Source organism: Streptomyces sp. NPDC007896 (assembly GCF_042959425.1).
Taxonomy (GTDB): Bacteria; Actinomycetota; Actinomycetes; order Streptomycetales; family Streptomycetaceae; genus Streptomyces.
This window is the reverse complement of the sequence record NZ_JBIBKX010000029.1, coordinates 71339-85644: the sequence shown is the minus strand read 5'-3', so window position 1 is coordinate 85644 and position 14306 is coordinate 71339. Positions and strand designations below refer to the sequence as shown.

The 14306-nt window shown below is 67.1% G+C and carries 13 protein-coding genes and 1 pseudogene; 7 read left to right on the top strand and 7 right to left on the bottom strand.

Annotated features, from left to right (window positions below):
* Nucleotides 1-185 (bottom strand): transposase (locus ACFZDJ_RS51395; protein ID WP_391069924.1); only part of this gene is annotated, 185 nt, incomplete at its 3' end.
* 899 nt (nucleotides 186-1084) lie between these two features.
* Here ACFZDJ_RS51395 and ACFZDJ_RS51390 point away from each other — a divergent pair.
* Nucleotides 1085-1609 carry a hypothetical protein gene (locus ACFZDJ_RS51390; RefSeq protein WP_391069913.1) on the top strand — a complete coding sequence of 175 codons (525 nt, stop codon included), beginning with the start codon at nucleotides 1085-1087 and terminating at the stop codon, nucleotides 1607-1609.
* Nucleotides 1610-2036: 427 nt separating this feature from the next.
* Here ACFZDJ_RS51390 and ACFZDJ_RS51385 read toward each other — a convergent pair whose 3' ends face one another.
* A complete protein-coding gene (locus ACFZDJ_RS51385) occupies nucleotides 2037-2342 on the bottom strand; it encodes a hypothetical protein (RefSeq protein WP_391069911.1) in 306 nt (101 codons plus the stop codon).
* Here ACFZDJ_RS51385 and ACFZDJ_RS51380 point away from each other — a divergent pair.
* The 3 genes from ACFZDJ_RS51380 (at nucleotide 2335) to ACFZDJ_RS51370 (ending at nucleotide 7463) form a co-directional block, all read left to right on the top strand.
* Entirely contained in the window at nucleotides 2335-2760 is a 426-nt protein-coding gene (locus ACFZDJ_RS51380) for a hypothetical protein (protein ID WP_391069909.1), read from the top strand. The genes ACFZDJ_RS51385 and ACFZDJ_RS51380 overlap by 8 nt on opposite strands.
* Nucleotides 2761-4060: 1300 nt before the next feature.
* Nucleotides 4061-5758: a zinc ribbon domain-containing protein gene (locus ACFZDJ_RS51375; protein ID WP_391069908.1), complete on the top strand. Its 1698-nt coding sequence runs from the start codon at nucleotides 4061-4063 to the stop codon at nucleotides 5756-5758.
* 13 nt (nucleotides 5759-5771) lie between these two features.
* Complete coding sequence (locus ACFZDJ_RS51370) at nucleotides 5772-7463, top strand: protein kinase (protein ID WP_391069906.1); 1692 nt, start codon at nucleotides 5772-5774, stop codon at nucleotides 7461-7463.
* Between the two features lie 621 nt (nucleotides 7464-8084).
* On the opposite strand, the gene ACFZDJ_RS51365 is transcribed toward ACFZDJ_RS51370, so the two are convergent.
* From ACFZDJ_RS51365 to ACFZDJ_RS51355, 3 genes are all read right to left on the bottom strand, one after another.
* The gene (locus ACFZDJ_RS51365; RefSeq protein WP_391069904.1) at nucleotides 8085-9716 is read right to left on the bottom strand and encodes an ABC transporter substrate-binding protein; all 1632 of its coding nucleotides are present in this window, start codon (nucleotides 9714-9716) and stop codon (nucleotides 8085-8087) included.
* 334 nt (nucleotides 9717-10050) lie between these two features.
* Nucleotides 10051-10272, bottom strand: coding sequence for a helix-turn-helix transcriptional regulator (locus ACFZDJ_RS51360; protein WP_224740315.1), 222 nt, complete (start codon nucleotides 10270-10272; stop codon nucleotides 10051-10053).
* Complete coding sequence (locus ACFZDJ_RS51355) at nucleotides 10272-10757, bottom strand: DUF2975 domain-containing protein (protein ID WP_381198414.1); 486 nt, start codon at nucleotides 10755-10757, stop codon at nucleotides 10272-10274. Before ACFZDJ_RS51355 ends, ACFZDJ_RS51360 begins: the two co-directional genes overlap by 1 nt.
* A gap of 175 nt (nucleotides 10758-10932) precedes the next feature.
* Here ACFZDJ_RS51355 and ACFZDJ_RS51350 point away from each other — a divergent pair, with 175 nt between their 5' ends.
* A complete protein-coding gene (locus ACFZDJ_RS51350) occupies nucleotides 10933-11310 on the top strand; it encodes a gamma-glutamylcyclotransferase (RefSeq protein ID WP_391069922.1) in 378 nt (125 codons plus the stop codon).
* 9 nt (nucleotides 11311-11319) lie between these two features.
* Here the strand turns inward: ACFZDJ_RS51350 and ACFZDJ_RS51345 are convergent, their stop codons facing one another.
* Nucleotides 11320-11448: a hypothetical protein gene (locus ACFZDJ_RS51345; protein ID WP_257548903.1), complete on the bottom strand. Its 129-nt coding sequence runs from the start codon at nucleotides 11446-11448 to the stop codon at nucleotides 11320-11322.
* Between the two features lie 5 nt (nucleotides 11449-11453).
* On the opposite strand from ACFZDJ_RS51345, the gene ACFZDJ_RS51340 reads away from it, so the two are divergent.
* Together ACFZDJ_RS51340 and ACFZDJ_RS51335 are read left to right on the top strand one after the other, a co-directional pair.
* Nucleotides 11454-12038, top strand: a complete 585-nt coding sequence (locus tag ACFZDJ_RS51340) for a DUF664 domain-containing protein (protein ID WP_391069903.1) — start codon at nucleotides 11454-11456, stop codon at nucleotides 12036-12038.
* A gap of 33 nt (nucleotides 12039-12071) precedes the next feature.
* Nucleotides 12072-12479, top strand: coding sequence for a transposase (locus ACFZDJ_RS51335; RefSeq protein ID WP_390939034.1), 408 nt, complete (start codon nucleotides 12072-12074; stop codon nucleotides 12477-12479).
* Here the strand turns inward: ACFZDJ_RS51335 and ACFZDJ_RS51330 are convergent.
* A pseudogene (locus tag ACFZDJ_RS51330) lies at nucleotides 12449-13447 on the bottom strand (IS110 family transposase); the annotation flags it as partial. The gene ACFZDJ_RS51335 and the pseudogene ACFZDJ_RS51330 overlap by 31 nt on opposite strands.
* Nucleotides 13448-14306 lie beyond the last annotated feature (859 nt).

Genomic DNA, 14306 nt, shown 5'->3' with positions numbered 1-14306 from the left:
ATCCTCTCCCACAGGCCGCCGCGTCGCCACTGCCGCCAGTAGTGATACGTGGTCTGCCAGGGCGGCAGATCGTGCGGCAGCAGCCGCCAGGCACACCCGGCCCGCAGCCAGTACGCGAGGGCATTGACGATCTCCCGCCGCGTGTGTCTGGCCGGCCGTCCACCTGGCTTCACCGCCGGTACCAGCGGTCACAGGATTTCCCACTCGGCGTCGGGCAGATCCGTCGAGTATCGGGAGCGCGGCTCGCCCACCCCAGCCCCCGAAAGTGCGCCACCACCCCGCTACCTGCCCGTATGCCCCGCTGACCGGCTTTTCAGACGCCCTCTATCGAACCGACTCGTTGCCCGCCCTTCCGCGTTGTTCGTCTACGGCACTCTCCAGTTCGACGCCGTGCTCTCCGGGCGCGTGCCTCAAGGGCAGGGCTTCGGCGAAGTCCTCTGATGCCCGTTTCGTGATCATGCGACGCCGAGCACAGGACGGTGCGGGTCGCGGGCGTTATGGCGAAGACCGGCGGCGATGTAGGCGGCTCCGGTGATGCGGAGGGCTCCGACGGCGAGGCTGCGCTAGCGGCCATGGGGCTGGGTGCGTTGCCGGTCCGCAGCCGTCCTCTGCTCACGTAGTGCAGAGCCGCGACTTTCCAGTGAACACGGATCCGTTCCCCGAGTCGGGCTGGGGTGGCCTGCCCGGCGGTCAGGCTGGTGACTGCGTAGATGCTCACTCCGGTCCACCTGGTGAATGCATGGCGCCCTCGCCTCGATAGCGACGGCGGGCCGGGCATCGCCGGGCTGTGTCGCCACATCTAGGCGAAGGAACAGGCGGTGGGCGCCGTCGGCCGATGCCTCGTCTCGGCCCCGACCAACTCCCACCCAGCTGACCGACCTGATCGACCGGATGACGCAGTTCGCACACGGCCGCGACCGTGAGGGCTGCCGCCAGCGCCGAGGTCCGAGGTCAAGTCGACTCACGGTTATTCGAGCCAACTGGCAGAGTGTCCGACATGGAGCAGCATGAGCAGCGCACGTTAGTTCGCCTCGTTGTCGTGGACCCGGACCTCGATGCTTAGTGCGACCGAGTAGAGGAACACTTGCTGGCGCCCTTGGCCGAATCTGCTGGTGGAGCGCGTGATCACGCGCTGTTCGCGGACGGGCTCGCGGCCGTCCGGCATATCCGGGAGACACTGGCCGAAGCGGTGGCGCGGGGACCGCGGGTGTGGACGCCGAATGGTCGTTGGGAACACGAGGGCCTGCGCATCGCCAACTTGCCTACCAAAGAAACAGACTTGCTGTACGCGCTGTTGCGTGAGCTGTCCGGGACCCTCGTGGCACCGCCGGATCTTCCCGACTCGTCAGGCGTCGACGCCGCGCTCCGCGGCAGCGTCCTTTCGGCTGAGGAGACGGCGGTCGGCCTGGTCGGTGCGTTGGCGCGCGTGCTCTCGATGGTGGACCTCACTCCCGACGCTGATACCGCCACCCTCTTCGCGGTGCTGGAGGCAGCCGACGGCGAGGATGTGAGGCTGACATACGCGCAGGATGAGGCGTGGCAGCGTCTCGCCCACCGGGGCACCATGCTGCTGACCGAGTCCGCTCCGCTGCACCGCTTCCTGTACTGATCCCGCCTCGCACGCGTAGGTCCACGGACGAAAAGAACCAGGAGAAAGGGCAGGATCGCCCAGCGGGCTGATCCCTTGCAGCACACGACGCGTCGGCAGGCTGGTTCATCACTATTTCGGAGGGCATTCAGGGATTTGGCGTGATAGTGCCCGGTTTACAGTCATCACCCGAGGCCGAGGTGTGCGAGGGGGCGACGGGGGTCGCGGCCATTGCGGCGGAGGCCGGCCGCGACGTTCTTCACTCCGGTCGCCCGGAGGACTCCGACGGCGAGGTTGCACCAGGTGGTCATCGCGCGGGGCGCGTTACCGGTCCGCACCTGCGAGGCGTCCTCGGCGAAGGTGGTGTCGCGGACGTGGTGCAGGCCTTCGATCGTCCAGTGGTCGCGGACGAGTCGGGTGAGCCGAGGCGGAGCGGTCTACTCGGCGGTCAGGCTGGTGACGGCGTAGACGGTCTTGACGGTGGTCTTGCCGGTCTTGCGGTCAGTGTGGCGGCGTTTGATCTGGATGGCCGGCGGGCTCCGGGGAAGAGGAGGTAGTTCACGGTGACGACCTTGATCCGGCGGATCTCCGAGCGGCCGTGGCCGACACTGTTGGTGCGGTCCTGAAGCGGGATGTCCTTCCAGGGAAGGGACTTGAGCTGTCTGCGCAGCTTCTTCTGGTTGCCCTTGACGATCACGATGTAGGGCGCTGCACGACTGAGAAGGTAGTCGGCGTGCTCGCGCTGGGTGTGCATCGCGTCGCTGCCGACCACGACTGGCCAGGTCGGTCACGGTGTCCAGCAGCGGCTGGAAGCAGGTGATCTCGCTGGTCTTCTCGCCAACGCCCAACTGGGCAAGGACCAAGCCGGTGGTGTGCTCCAGTGCGGCAAGCAGACGGATCTTGTGGCCCTTCGCTTTGTCCGCACCCCGCAGGCTCTCGCCGTCAACCGCCAGGCCGCGCAGCCCGACGGCCCCAGTTGTCTTCGGCCGACGGTCCGCGAGCCGCCTTCCAACCGCTCGGTCCAGCGCGTCGCCGTCGACACCGGCCAGCAGCCGGCCGACGGTTGTCCCGGCGAACAGGACCCACCCGGGCGGGAGCGGATCGGGACGGACGCCGACCTGTTGGAGCACATACGTCGGGGCGTCGGCGAACCACTCGTCGACCCCCAGTAGCGAGATCGCTCCGGCCGGCACCGCACACGCGCTTGAAAGGTAGGACTCCATGATCTTGGAAGCCGTGCCTCTCACGTTCTGGGGGCACCGCTGAGCTGGCAGATCGCTATGAACTGGGTGTCACACCACTACGCCGAAGGCTTGGGGCGTGGGGGTCAGGAAATCCGTCCGCCACGCTGAAGCTCATCCTTCCGCATAATTATAGGCGCCGTCCGCCTACGTCAGCACCCGCGATCATCATCCGAAGGCAGGCTGGGCGCGTGCATGCTGTGGCTGCCGACCAGGCTCACGGCCGACGTGCGGGGCATGGGGGCCGCCACCGCAGCGGAAGCCGGAACGATGATGCCCCCGGCCCCCATGGCCGAGGCGACAACCGGCGCAGGGCGAAGGCCCCGTCGCTTGGGGCGGGTGTCGTCGTGGCTGTGCTTATTGCGAATCATGGGTTTTCTCCCCATTGATACCGAGGAATTCTGTGGTGTGCCGCAGAAAATTCGGCGTGATGGTTGGTGGATCAGTTACGACCGCTGAGCGCCAAGTCGGATAACCGCGGTTCGGTGAAATGGAGAATCCTTGGAGGGATTCTTCCTCACTGTGCTGCCTCATTTGCTCTTCGGTGAGACTGCACTTCAAGTAGGCCTGACCGGCACAGTATGGTCATGTTCCGAGGATTCGGGACTTGACGGAGCCGGAGGCGTCGGGTATCTGCCCTACCGAAGCCGCCAGGCAGCCTCTGACCGTTCCGAAGCCTGGCTCGGCCGCCCCTGGGCGGCCGGGCCGCAACAGTCGCATACCAGTGACCGAGTACGCCGACCGCCGGCCCCGGGTACGGCACACCACCGCTCACCCGACCGCCTGGTCGGCAGCACTCGCCGAAGGCCGCCTCCGTCCAGCGAAGGGGCCTGACATCTCCGCGTGAATTAGCCAGTCCAACCGCCTTCGTAAGGACGTCGTCGGGGCCGCGACCACAGCGGAAGCCGGAGCGGCCACCAACCGCCAGTCCTGCACGTGGCAGCGCAGGCAGGACAAGGGAAGCACCTGACGCCACAGCTCTGCCGGGCTGGGCGAAGCGTTGGTGGTTGGCGTTTCCAGCGCAGGGGTCCAACGGGCCGCATGCGGTTCGCGTCCGAAGCGCTGCCGTCTCGCCGTAGCGGCTGCTCAGGCGGCACCAAACGGAGGTTGTGCGCCGTCGCTGACCACCGCGCCGACCTCGCCTTGACCCAAGCGGCATCCAGGTCCAGCGTGGAGGTAGAGGGCCATCACGATGGGGGACGCCGGGGGAAGCGCACGAGCGGAGTTCGCTATGACCACCGCATCCACGCACCGCCGCCACAGTCGCTGCCATCCGGTGGTCCGCGCATGCGTCACCGCATCGCTGTTCGTCTGGGCAAGCGCCTGCGCAGGCGCGGCGCCGACGGCGAACCTCGCCAATGATTCGCGGCTTGCGCCCACGTCACAGGACCATGAGGTCTCTCCCGGCTCGCCGGATCCCAGCGGCCGCGCAGCGCCCTTGCGGCAGGGATTGCCCGGCGACGAGACTCCGCCGCCGACCCCCCATTCGCACGGCGGGCATGCCACGATGCAGCCCGATACCATCCCGCCGGAGGACTACGCTGTCGATGGCATCGCTCGTGTCGAGGTCGCGGCCAATGTGGATGTCGCCGTTCACTGGGTCGCGATGAAGCAGTACCACTTCCCATCAATCGTCGACACGACAGCCGGCGGCACGGGCGCCTTCATCAACCCGAGCGGCACCCTGGTCAGCTCCCCCGAAGCCGTCCGACTGGACCGTGAACGCATCACCGTCTACGCGGTCAACCAGGCATGGCACCAGGCCCTGGGGGTCCCACTGCCCGCGGACCCCTACGAGCACATGCACGTGCCCGGCAGACCCAAGCTCGAAGCGGCCGTCAACGCCTGTTACCGGCTGGACAAGCCAGGGAAGCACTGTGCCGTCACCATCACACCCGAGATCAAAGTCCATCCCTACACCGCGGCCGACAAGCCGCCGACACTGACGGCGGCCCTTCTGTCGAGCTCGGGCTCGGTGGCGGTCCTCTCTGTCGCCATTCCCGGCAAGACGGCCACCGTCGCGCTCGGACCGGCCCCCCAGGCCGGCAAACCCTGGACGGCGATCAGCTGGCCCACCACTCCCGCCGCGACAGCCAAACCGGCCACTGTGCAAGGCCGGTACGACGCGAAGGGATCGGTATCGGCCCAGGACATCGCCACACTGCGCACGCGCCTGGGAACCGGGATGTCCGGATCGGTTCTCGTGAACGCCCGCGGTGCGGTGACCGGCATGCTGAGCCCCACCGGCCACTCGGTGGAGGTGGTGCCCCCCGACCGGATCACCGAGGCGTTGGACAAAGGCGGCGTACAGTCCGCACGCGGACCTGGCGACTCCAGCATGGCCAACGGGCTGAGTCTGTACGCCAAGCACGAGTACCGCCACGCCGCGACGTGGCTCCACAGCGCTGCGGACGACACGGGACAAGGCGCGGTGGCCGTCCGCTATCACGAGGCCGCGCATGCCAATTCCGGCACGCCCGCCGACATGAGCGACGCAGTCGACGCGCACACGGGCCACAACCCCGCCGCCTCCGGCACTGACTGGACCCTGATCGGGCCGATCATCGGACTTGTCGTCCTGGCGGTCGGCGTGCTGGCGTTCGCCCTGAGGCACCGTCGACTGCGTCTGGTCGAGGAGACGGCTGCGGCTGGTCCGTCGCTCGCCGATGCCAGGGCCACGTTGGTTTCCACACTGCTCCGGGGATTCAGAGCGGCAAAAAACGAGCCGGCCACGGCTCCAATCGGCTCCGTACCCTCCGCCGGGGAGGATCGCGAGCGTCCGGCGCCCGACCAACCGGAGCCGTACCAGGAAGAGGACGCCGCAACGCCGTCGAAGGCCCAGGGCACCTACTGCGCACGGTGCGGCGCCTTCCTCTCGCCCGGCGACCGTTTCTGTTTCGCTTGCGGCGCCGCCTCCCCCAGACGCTGAGGACCCGATCGCGATGCCCATCCAACCGCGTATCACGCTGGAACCCGGCGAGGAACTGGCCGGCTACCGCATCGAGTCCTACATCGCCCGCGGCGGCATGGCCGTCGTGTACCTGGCCAGGGACATCTCCCTGGGGCGGCCGGTCGCCCTGAAACTCCTCGCCCCCGAACTCAGCTCCAATGCGAACTTTCGTGCCCGCTTCATACGGGAATCGGAGCTGGCCGCCTCAGTGGACCACCCCAACATCCTGCCGATCTACCAGGCAGGCGAGGTGGACAGCCTTCTCTACATCGCCATGCGGTACGTCGACGGTGAGGACCTGGCCGCACTTCTCGACAGCCGCGCCCACGCGCCGGAAGGACACGGCCAGCTGACGGTGGCGGAGGTTATGTCCCTGTTCACCCAGGTCGCCGGTGCGCTGGACGCCGCCCACGACGTAGGGCTGGTGCACAGGGACGTCAAACCCGGCAACATCCTTCTCTCCGACGCCACCCTGCCGCTCTCGCAGCGTCACGTCTACCTCACCGACTTCGGACTGACCAAGCGCTCGACCAGCCTGAACGGCCTGACCACCACCGGCCACTTCCTCGGCACGCTCGCCTACGTCGCCCCGGAACAAATAGCCGGCCGCCCTCTCGACGGGCGAACTGACATCTACTCGCTGGGCTGCGGCATGTTCCAGGCGCTCACCGGCCAGGTGCCCTTCCCCTGCGACGACGACGCCGCCGTCCTGTGGGCCCACATGTCCGAGCCCAGACCGAACGTGTCCGACTACCGCAACGACCTTCCACCGGGCGTCGATGCGGTACTCAAGCGTGCCATGGCATGCGCGCCGGAAGATCGGCAGCAATCCTGTCGGGCGATCATCGAGGAGCTACGACGGACGTTCCGCGCCGCACCAGTACCAGTACCGGAAGCGGAAGCGGCGCAAGACCAAACGGTCAGCGCCACATCACCTACCCCCGCACCGCCCAACTCCCCACCCCCGCGCCGCCACGCTCCGAAACGGCCGGGGCCGGCCCCGAAGGCTGCGGTAGGGCAACGGCGGCCCCGAGAACCGGCCCCACCGCTCGCCCCGCGCACCCGAACCAGACGCCGGATACTCGGGCTGCTGGCCGCCCTGGCCGTCGTTGTGGCCGGTGTGCTCACCGCGGTGTTCACCTCACGGCCCGACAACTCCTGGGTGGACACGGGGACGCAGGCGGCTCCCTTCCGGCTCGAGCGCCCACCGAACTGGCAGTTCCATCCGGCCACCGACGCGGTGATGTACGCCGACACGCCCAGTCATCTCATCGGCCTCTTCACCGACGGTGATACGGAGGCATGGCAGCGCGCCGGGAAGATCGTGGACGCCGATCCGGCCAACCTCACCGGCATCATGCTCCGCCATACCGGGGAAACGCAGAAGCTCAACACCTCCGCCGAAGCAGCCGACGTGATCCGCGCCAGCCCCGCTTTCCGTCACGACGCCCTCGGTAAGCCGGCGCCTGCGCGCGTGGACGGCGTCAAGGGCTGGCACCTGAACGGAACACTCACCAATCCGAACAGCCGCGGCACACCCGACAAGATCGCCTACAGCTACTACGTGCTCAACATCCCCAGCGGCACAGCACATCTCGTCTTCTTCGCACTGCCCAACCGAATGGCCGATCAAGACCACACCTTCGCCCGGGTACGCGACGCCATCCAGCTGCCCAAGAACTGACCCAGGCCCTTACGTATGCCTTCCGGCAATGCGGCATGCGGAACCGGCACATCCCACCCCAGCCAGGGCAGCGCCTGTGGCGTGACGCCCAGGTCCGGCATCGGCGCGCTCGATCACCGCCACTGATGACCCTCCCTGATAGCGGCCCTTGGGCGGCGGCGCCGGGGTCCCGCAACGGCAGGGGTTTCCCGGCGGCGCCTCCACGGGCTTGTACCCGATGTACCCGGATCCGTCGAGTGCCGAGTTTTCGGAACATGACCACACTGTGCCGGTCATGCCTACTTGGAGTGCAGTCTCACCAACAAGCAAATGAGACAGCAGGGTGAGACGGGACTCCTCGAGGGGCTCTCCCTCTCACCAATCCGCGGGTCATCCTGGCACCTCAGCCACGGTTCTCACTGATCCACGAGCCAATGCGCCGAACGCTCACGACGCATCAAAGAAATCATCGATCCGGCTTCTGCCGCGGAGGCGGCCCCGATGCCCGCCTCGCCGGGCGTGAGCCACGTCGACAGCCACGGCAAGCACAGCTATCCCGACACCTTCCAGGAAATGAACGCCCGGCCAGGCCGCCGCGGGCAGTTGGCTTCAGGCAGACGGCCGGCCGCGACGGAGGCTCGATCAGCCGACCTTGATTTCTTCGTACACCGGAACGCCGAACTGGTTCAGCGCCACATTGGAGAGCTTCTTCGAATAGCCGGCGGTACCGTGCACGTACCAGAGGGGAATGCCGGCCATGTCGTCCCGGACCATCTCCTCGGCCTGCTGGAAGATACCGACAGCCTTGGCTCTGTCGCTCTCGGCGTTGGCCCTGTCTACCAGGTCGTCGAATTCCTTGTTCGACCATTTTCCGTCGTTCGATGAGGCGCCGGTGTAGTAGAGCGGCTGCAGGAAGTTCTGGATCAGCGGATAGTCCATCTGCCAGCCGGCCCGGAAAGGCCCCGTCATCTTGTACTGGGTGATCTGGTTGCGGAAGTCGGCGAACGTGCCGATCGGGTTTCCGACACAGGCTCTGTCGTTGCCGAGCGCGTTGTTGATGGAGTTGCAGGCCGCGTCCACCCACTCCTTGGCAGAGGCGTCCGCGTTGTATGAGATCTTCACCTGACCGCCGGGGAGGCCGCCGCCCTCCTGGACCAGCTTCTTCGCCTCGTCCGGGTGGTACTCGCAGGCTTCACCGCACAGGCCCGCCTTGAAGCCGCCGCCCTCACCGAGAACCGGCGAGGTCCAGTCACTCGCAGGGGTGCGATTCTTCTGCAAGATGGTGTCGATGATCTGGTTCCGGTCGATGGCCATGGACAGGCCCTTGCGCACCTTCTCCGTCCCCGGCTCGGACCACGCCTTGTCATAGAACGGGAAGGCCAGAGTCTCGATGCCGCCGGCCGGGGTGTTGATGTACCGGCCATCGAGGTCGGCCTGCACGTTTCTGAGCTGTGACAACGGCACCGCGGTGACGAGGCTGAGATTTCCCGCCAAGAGATCGGTGTAGGCGGTGGTGCTGTCGGTGTAGACCTTCAGGTCAACTCCGCCGTTCTGCGCCTTGTCGTCTCCCGAATAGCCGTCCCATCTGCGCAGGGACATCCCCGAGGCACGGGTGTACGACTCGACGGCGTACGGGCCGTTGCCGATCGGTTTCTTCAGCCAGGCGTCGTGGTCGTCGAAGAACGCCCGGGGAAGCGGGGCGAAGGTCGCATAGCCGAGGGTCTGGGGGAAGGTCGAGAACTTCTGGTTGAGCCGGACGATGAAGGTGTGGTCGTCGACGATCACGAGGCCCGACAGCGTGTCGGCGGTCTGGCTGCCGGATGCCGGATGGACCTTGTCGTATCCGTCGATGTAGCCGAAGAAATAGGCGTTCCGCTGGTTGTTCTTCAGGCTTGCGCCGTAGTTCCAGGCGTCCACGAAGGATTTCGCGGTGACCTTCTCGCCGTTGCTGAAGGTCCAGCCGTTCTTGATGGTGATCGTGAAGTTCTGCGAGTCGGAGGTCTCGATCTTCTCGGCGAGCATGTTCTCGGCCTTGCCGGTCTTCGCGTCGTACCGCTTCAGGTTGCGGAAGATCATGTCCAGGACCGTGGTACCCAGCGTCTCGCCTGTGTTCGCCGGTTCGAGCGGCTTCTGCGGGTCGCCCCAGGAAGCGCTGAGGATTCCGGAGCCGTGGCTGCCGCGGGTGCCGCCGTCGCTCCCGCCTCCGCAGGCTGCCGCCGCGAGAGCGACCGCCACCGCGCTCACGACCCATCGGGCGTACGTGGCTCCACGCATGGACTTCCTCCTCGGAGTGCTCGGCCCCATGCCTGGTCCCCTGCTCGGCACCGCGCCCGGTCCCGCTGCTCTGTCTCAGCCCTGGGTTACGTACGGCCCAATATCGCCCCATACGCCATGAACCACACATTCACCCCGCCCATGACGGCCGAGGGTCATCCGGATACATGCATGCGGGAGTTTCAACGAAGCCGGCACGACTGGCTCGGGCACGGCCCCGGGATGCTCGCGGAGTTGGTCAAAGGCAGGCGGGATCGGCGATGTTGCGTCGGCAGGCACGGTCTTCCACTCGGATCACGGGGCGTCGAGAACTTCTCGATCTTGGAAGGGCGCGTCATCCGTCTGCGGCGTCCTCGGCCTCCCAGCGCAGCAGGTCGCCCGGCTGGCACTTGAGCACCTCGCAGAGCGCGGCGAGCGTCGCGAAGCGCACCGCCTTGGCGCGGCCGTTCTTGAGTACCGCCAAGTTGGCGGGCGTGATCCCTACGCGGTCCGCGAGCTCGCCCACGGACATCTTCCGCCTGGCCAGCATCACGTCGATGTCGACGGCGATCGGCATCAGATCACCTCGTCCAACTCGGCCTGCATCTGCGCCGCTTCGACGTCGCGCGCGACGGCCTGGGCGAGCAGCATCCGCAGCACGAGCACGATGAGCGCGACCCCCAGGATGGCCACGCCAACCCCGCCCATGATGACGGTGACGCCCGGGTCGTCCCGCTGGCCCGGCGCATTGATGACCGTGACCGCGAACCACACGAGGGCAGCCGCCACGATCGCGCCGATCACGCCGTCCACGTACCGGAAGGCGGCGTGGGAGAACACGGTTCCGCGTCGCACCATCGCCACCAGCCGCCATACGCAGACCAAGGCGACCTGGACCGACGCCATGCCCAGGATCGTGATCACGCGCAGCGGGGTCAGCGGGAGCGACCCGTCCTCCGGGTCGGTGGCCAACGCCCACACCATCAATGCCTGTACGAACACGGTGCCGGCGAGCACCACCACGAGCACGGCGCGCAGCGCACGCACTGTCAGCTTTCCCATGACCCGTCCTTCCATCGAGTTGCGATGGGAATCTATCGAAATTCGATAGGTGAAACAAGGACTGGGACGGAGGGTGGGTGGCAGCCGCACCATGACGGGACGCCGCCGCCTCCGATGGCATGGCGGTTGCGCGAACCGTCTTGATCTTGTCGAAGTCGGCCTCACTTGAACACAAATCGGACGCCACCCGACTACGCCGAAGCCCTGGCCTGAAGGGACGTCTGCCATCGCCAACGGGTGGCGGGCAGCGGCCCTCGAAGGACGCGTCTATCCGGGGCTGGTGCTCGCCGCCGACTCCGCCGCAGCCGGCTTGTTGTTGACCGACCTGAGTCAGCGTGAATGGGGGATCCTCGACGCGTTCGAAGATGACCGCTACGACCTACATAAGCTCTGCCTTACATCCGGCGCCCCTGGCTGGGCCTACGTGTGGCCGGGTGGCGAGGTACGAGACGAGGACTGGGACGCGGAGCACTTCGTGACCCGTCACCTTCAGGAGTACGCCACCAGGTGCGCGCGCATCGCGCCGGACCTGGCCGCCGACGCCGTCCAGTAAGAGGTTGTCTCACGTGGCAAGTTTCGCGAGCTTCTTGTAGCAGGTCAGGGCGGCGGCCATGGCCAGGCCTCGGCTCTGCCAGTCGTTGCGGACCACGTACGGGATCTTGAGACCACGAGCAGCCCATGGCAGGCTCATGCCGCATGATCGATGAGTTCGCGAAAGACAGCCTGCACGGGAGACTGCGGCGGGACCGCAAGGCGCTGCTCTGGAAACTCGACGGCTTGTCCGAATACGACGCCCGCCGACCTTTGACAGCGACCGGGACCAACCTCCTCGGCTTGGTCAAACACGTGGCCACCGTCGAGGCCAGGTACTTCGGCGAGGTCTTCGACCGCCCTTCCCCGGAACCGCTGCCCCGGTGGCAGGACTACAACGGCAGCGATCTGTGGGCGACCGAGGACGAGACCCGCGATCAGATCATCGGGTTCTACCGGCGCACGTGGGAACACTCGGACGCGACGATCAACGAGCTTCCCCTCGACGCCCCCGGCCACGTGCCGTGGTGGCCGGAGCCTTATGCCGACACGAACCTGTTCGCCGTCATGGTCCATGTCCTCGGCGAGTCCATCCGGCATGCCGGGCACGCCGATATCCTGCGCGAGGGCCTCGACGGCCGGACCGGGTTGCGCGCCGAACTCGAGAAGCAGATCGACGAGGAAGCCCGTGCAGCCTACTGCGCGAAGATCGAGCAGGCCGCCAGGTCGGCCGCACCAATCAAGGCTTAGAGGTTGTCTCACGTGACTTGATGTTCGTGCGGCATGATGCCGGTCGTGGGTGCTGATCCATCGAAGCGTCTGGTTCCTGATGAACTCTGGGAGCTGGCCGCCCCGTTGCTGCCGTCGTTCGCTGCTCGTCCGCAAGGTGGTGGGACCGCTCCGTGTGACGAGCGGGCCGTGTTCACGGCAGTGGTGTACGCGCTGACCAGCGGCTGTGCCTGGCGGCATCTGCCGCCGACGTTCGGCACGTCGCCCGCCACCGCGCATCGCCGCTTCACGGTATGGACCGAGGCCGGCCTGTGGCGTCGGCTGCACCGGGCGATGCTGGACGAACTCGGGGCCCGGGGCGAGGTGGACTGGACCTCGGCGATCGTCGACGCGGCCTCCGTTCGCGCCAAAAGGTGCCTCTATGGCTTTCGTCAAGCCGTAGCCGGTGTGGACGGTTGGTAGAAGGTGCCGTCGCGGAGCATGGCGAAGAGGACGTCGATGCGGCGTCGGGCGAGCGCGATGAGGGCGGCGATGTGGTGTTTGCCTTCTCGTCGTTTGCGGTTGTAGTAGGCGCGTGACTCGGGTTGGGAGAGCGAGGCGAACGCGGCGAGGTAGAAGGCCCGCTTGAGTTGCTTGTTGCCGCGCGTGGAGGGGTGTTCGCCGCGGATGGAGGAGCCGGATTTCCGGGTGACCGGTGCGAGGCCGGCGTAGGCGGCGAGGTGGCCGGCGGTGGCAAAGCCGGATCCGTCGCCGACGTCGATGAGGATGCGGGCCGCGGTCCTGATCCCGATGCCGGGCATCGAGATCAGGACATGGGAAAGAGGGTGGGCCTCCAGGAGTTCTTCGATCCTCGCGGCGAGAACTTTGCGCTGGTCAAGCACGGACTGGAGCGAACGGGCGAGGCTAGGGACGATCAAAGCCGCGGCGTCGGTGCCCGGGACCACGACGGTCTGTTCCTCGAGTGCGGTGAAGATGTCCTCGACCAGCCGCTCGGCCATCCGCGGTGCCTTGGGACGTATCAAGGTCACGAGGCGACGGCGTCCGGCCTTTCGGATCTGAGCCGGGGAGCCGAACTGGTCCAGCAGCTTGAGCACGGCCGGGTGCTGGATGCGTGGGCCTAACACCCGTTCCAGGGAAGGGTGGATCTGGGTGAGCAGGCCACGGAGCCGGTTGGCGATCCGGGTTGACTCACCTGCGAGGTCGTCGTCGAACCCGGCGATCATCGCAAGCTCGGCAACGGTCTCGTCCGCGGGGTCGATCGTCCGCAGAGTGTGGGGCATCGCTCTGGCGGCGTCCGCGATGATGAACGCGTCGCGGGCGTCTGTTTTCGCTTCGCCGGGATAAAGATCGGCGATCCTGAACCACCCACCAGCCAAACCCTCAGGCCAGCACACCCCATAATCAATCGCGGGACAGCCCGTTAGCGGGACCTCGGCCCGGAAATGCCCCGGAACTGCTGGTCAGAGCTGGGATACCAGGGGGAGATTCGGGAGTAAAGGCGCATCTCGGCTCACCGCTTAGCCGTGCGCTGCGGAGGGCGCCTGAGGGGCATCTCACCTGGTCAGGCGCCCTTTTTCTGTGCCTAGAAGAAGCCCAGCTTCTTCGGCGAGTACGACACCAGGAGGTTCTTGGTCTCATGGTGGTACACGTGCCGTACCGCTGTTGACCGGCAGGAATGGTGGCTGCGGCGTCATCAGTGGGACCGCCGGTCCGTGAATGGCCCGGATCTTGGTCGCTGCGCCGCGGATCGAAGCGGTGCGCGGGCCACGCACTCGTACAGCGAAGCCCAGCATTTGTGGGCCAAGTCCCGCACCGGAGGCACCATCTCGGACCACGCGTCCACGCCGCTCGTGTGGCACGACGGCACCGTCTGTCGCCGGCGACGTGTCGCCCGGCCGGCGGACCGCAGGCCTCGTCGACTGCCACCGCAGGCGACGACACCGCACCACGCCCCCCGGCCCACACGCGTCCATCGGCCCCGACCCTGGCCCTTCGCGACCTCCAGCCCAACCGCGCGGGGACCGTCACCGGCTGGTGCGCCCTGGCCACCGTCATCGGCTTCGCTTCCCGCAGTCGTAGGCTCGGCCACCGCCGACCGCCTACGCACCGCACCGGCAGCTGACGCCCTGCGGGCCGCCTGCCGCGGTTCTCCTTGCTTCGTCGGGTTCTTCAGGTGCTGGCGTCGCGGCCGGGCGACCGGCCCTCGCGGCTGAGCACCCGCGCGAAGTGCGAGGCCGGCGCCGGAGAGCTTCACCTGGAAAGAGCCACTTTCCAGGGCAGAAATGCGGA

Coding starts and splice junctions, on each gene's coding strand:
- ACFZDJ_RS51370 (WP_391069906.1), top strand. CDS start 5,772: ATGCCCATCCAACCGCGTATCACGCTGGAACCCGGCGAGGAACTGGCC.
- ACFZDJ_RS51375 (WP_391069908.1), top strand. CDS start 4,061: ATGACCACCGCATCCACGCACCGCCGCCACAGTCGCTGCCATCCGGTG.
- ACFZDJ_RS51360 (WP_224740315.1), bottom strand. CDS start 10,272: ATGCCGATCGCCGTCGACATCGACGTGATGCTGGCCAGGCGGAAGATG.
- ACFZDJ_RS51385 (WP_391069911.1), bottom strand. CDS start 2,342: ATGCACACCCAGCGCGAGCACGCCGACTACCTTCTCAGTCGTGCAGCG.
- ACFZDJ_RS51355 (WP_381198414.1), bottom strand. CDS start 10,757: ATGGGAAAGCTGACAGTGCGTGCGCTGCGCGCCGTGCTCGTGGTGGTG.
- ACFZDJ_RS51340 (WP_391069903.1), top strand. CDS start 11,454: ATGATCGATGAGTTCGCGAAAGACAGCCTGCACGGGAGACTGCGGCGG.
- ACFZDJ_RS51365 (WP_391069904.1), bottom strand. CDS start 9,716: ATGCGTGGAGCCACGTACGCCCGATGGGTCGTGAGCGCGGTGGCGGTC.
- ACFZDJ_RS51345 (WP_257548903.1), bottom strand. CDS start 11,448: ATGAGCCTGCCATGGGCTGCTCGTGGTCTCAAGATCCCGTACGTGGTC.
- ACFZDJ_RS51335 (WP_390939034.1), top strand. CDS start 12,072: ATGATGCCGGTCGTGGGTGCTGATCCATCGAAGCGTCTGGTTCCTGAT.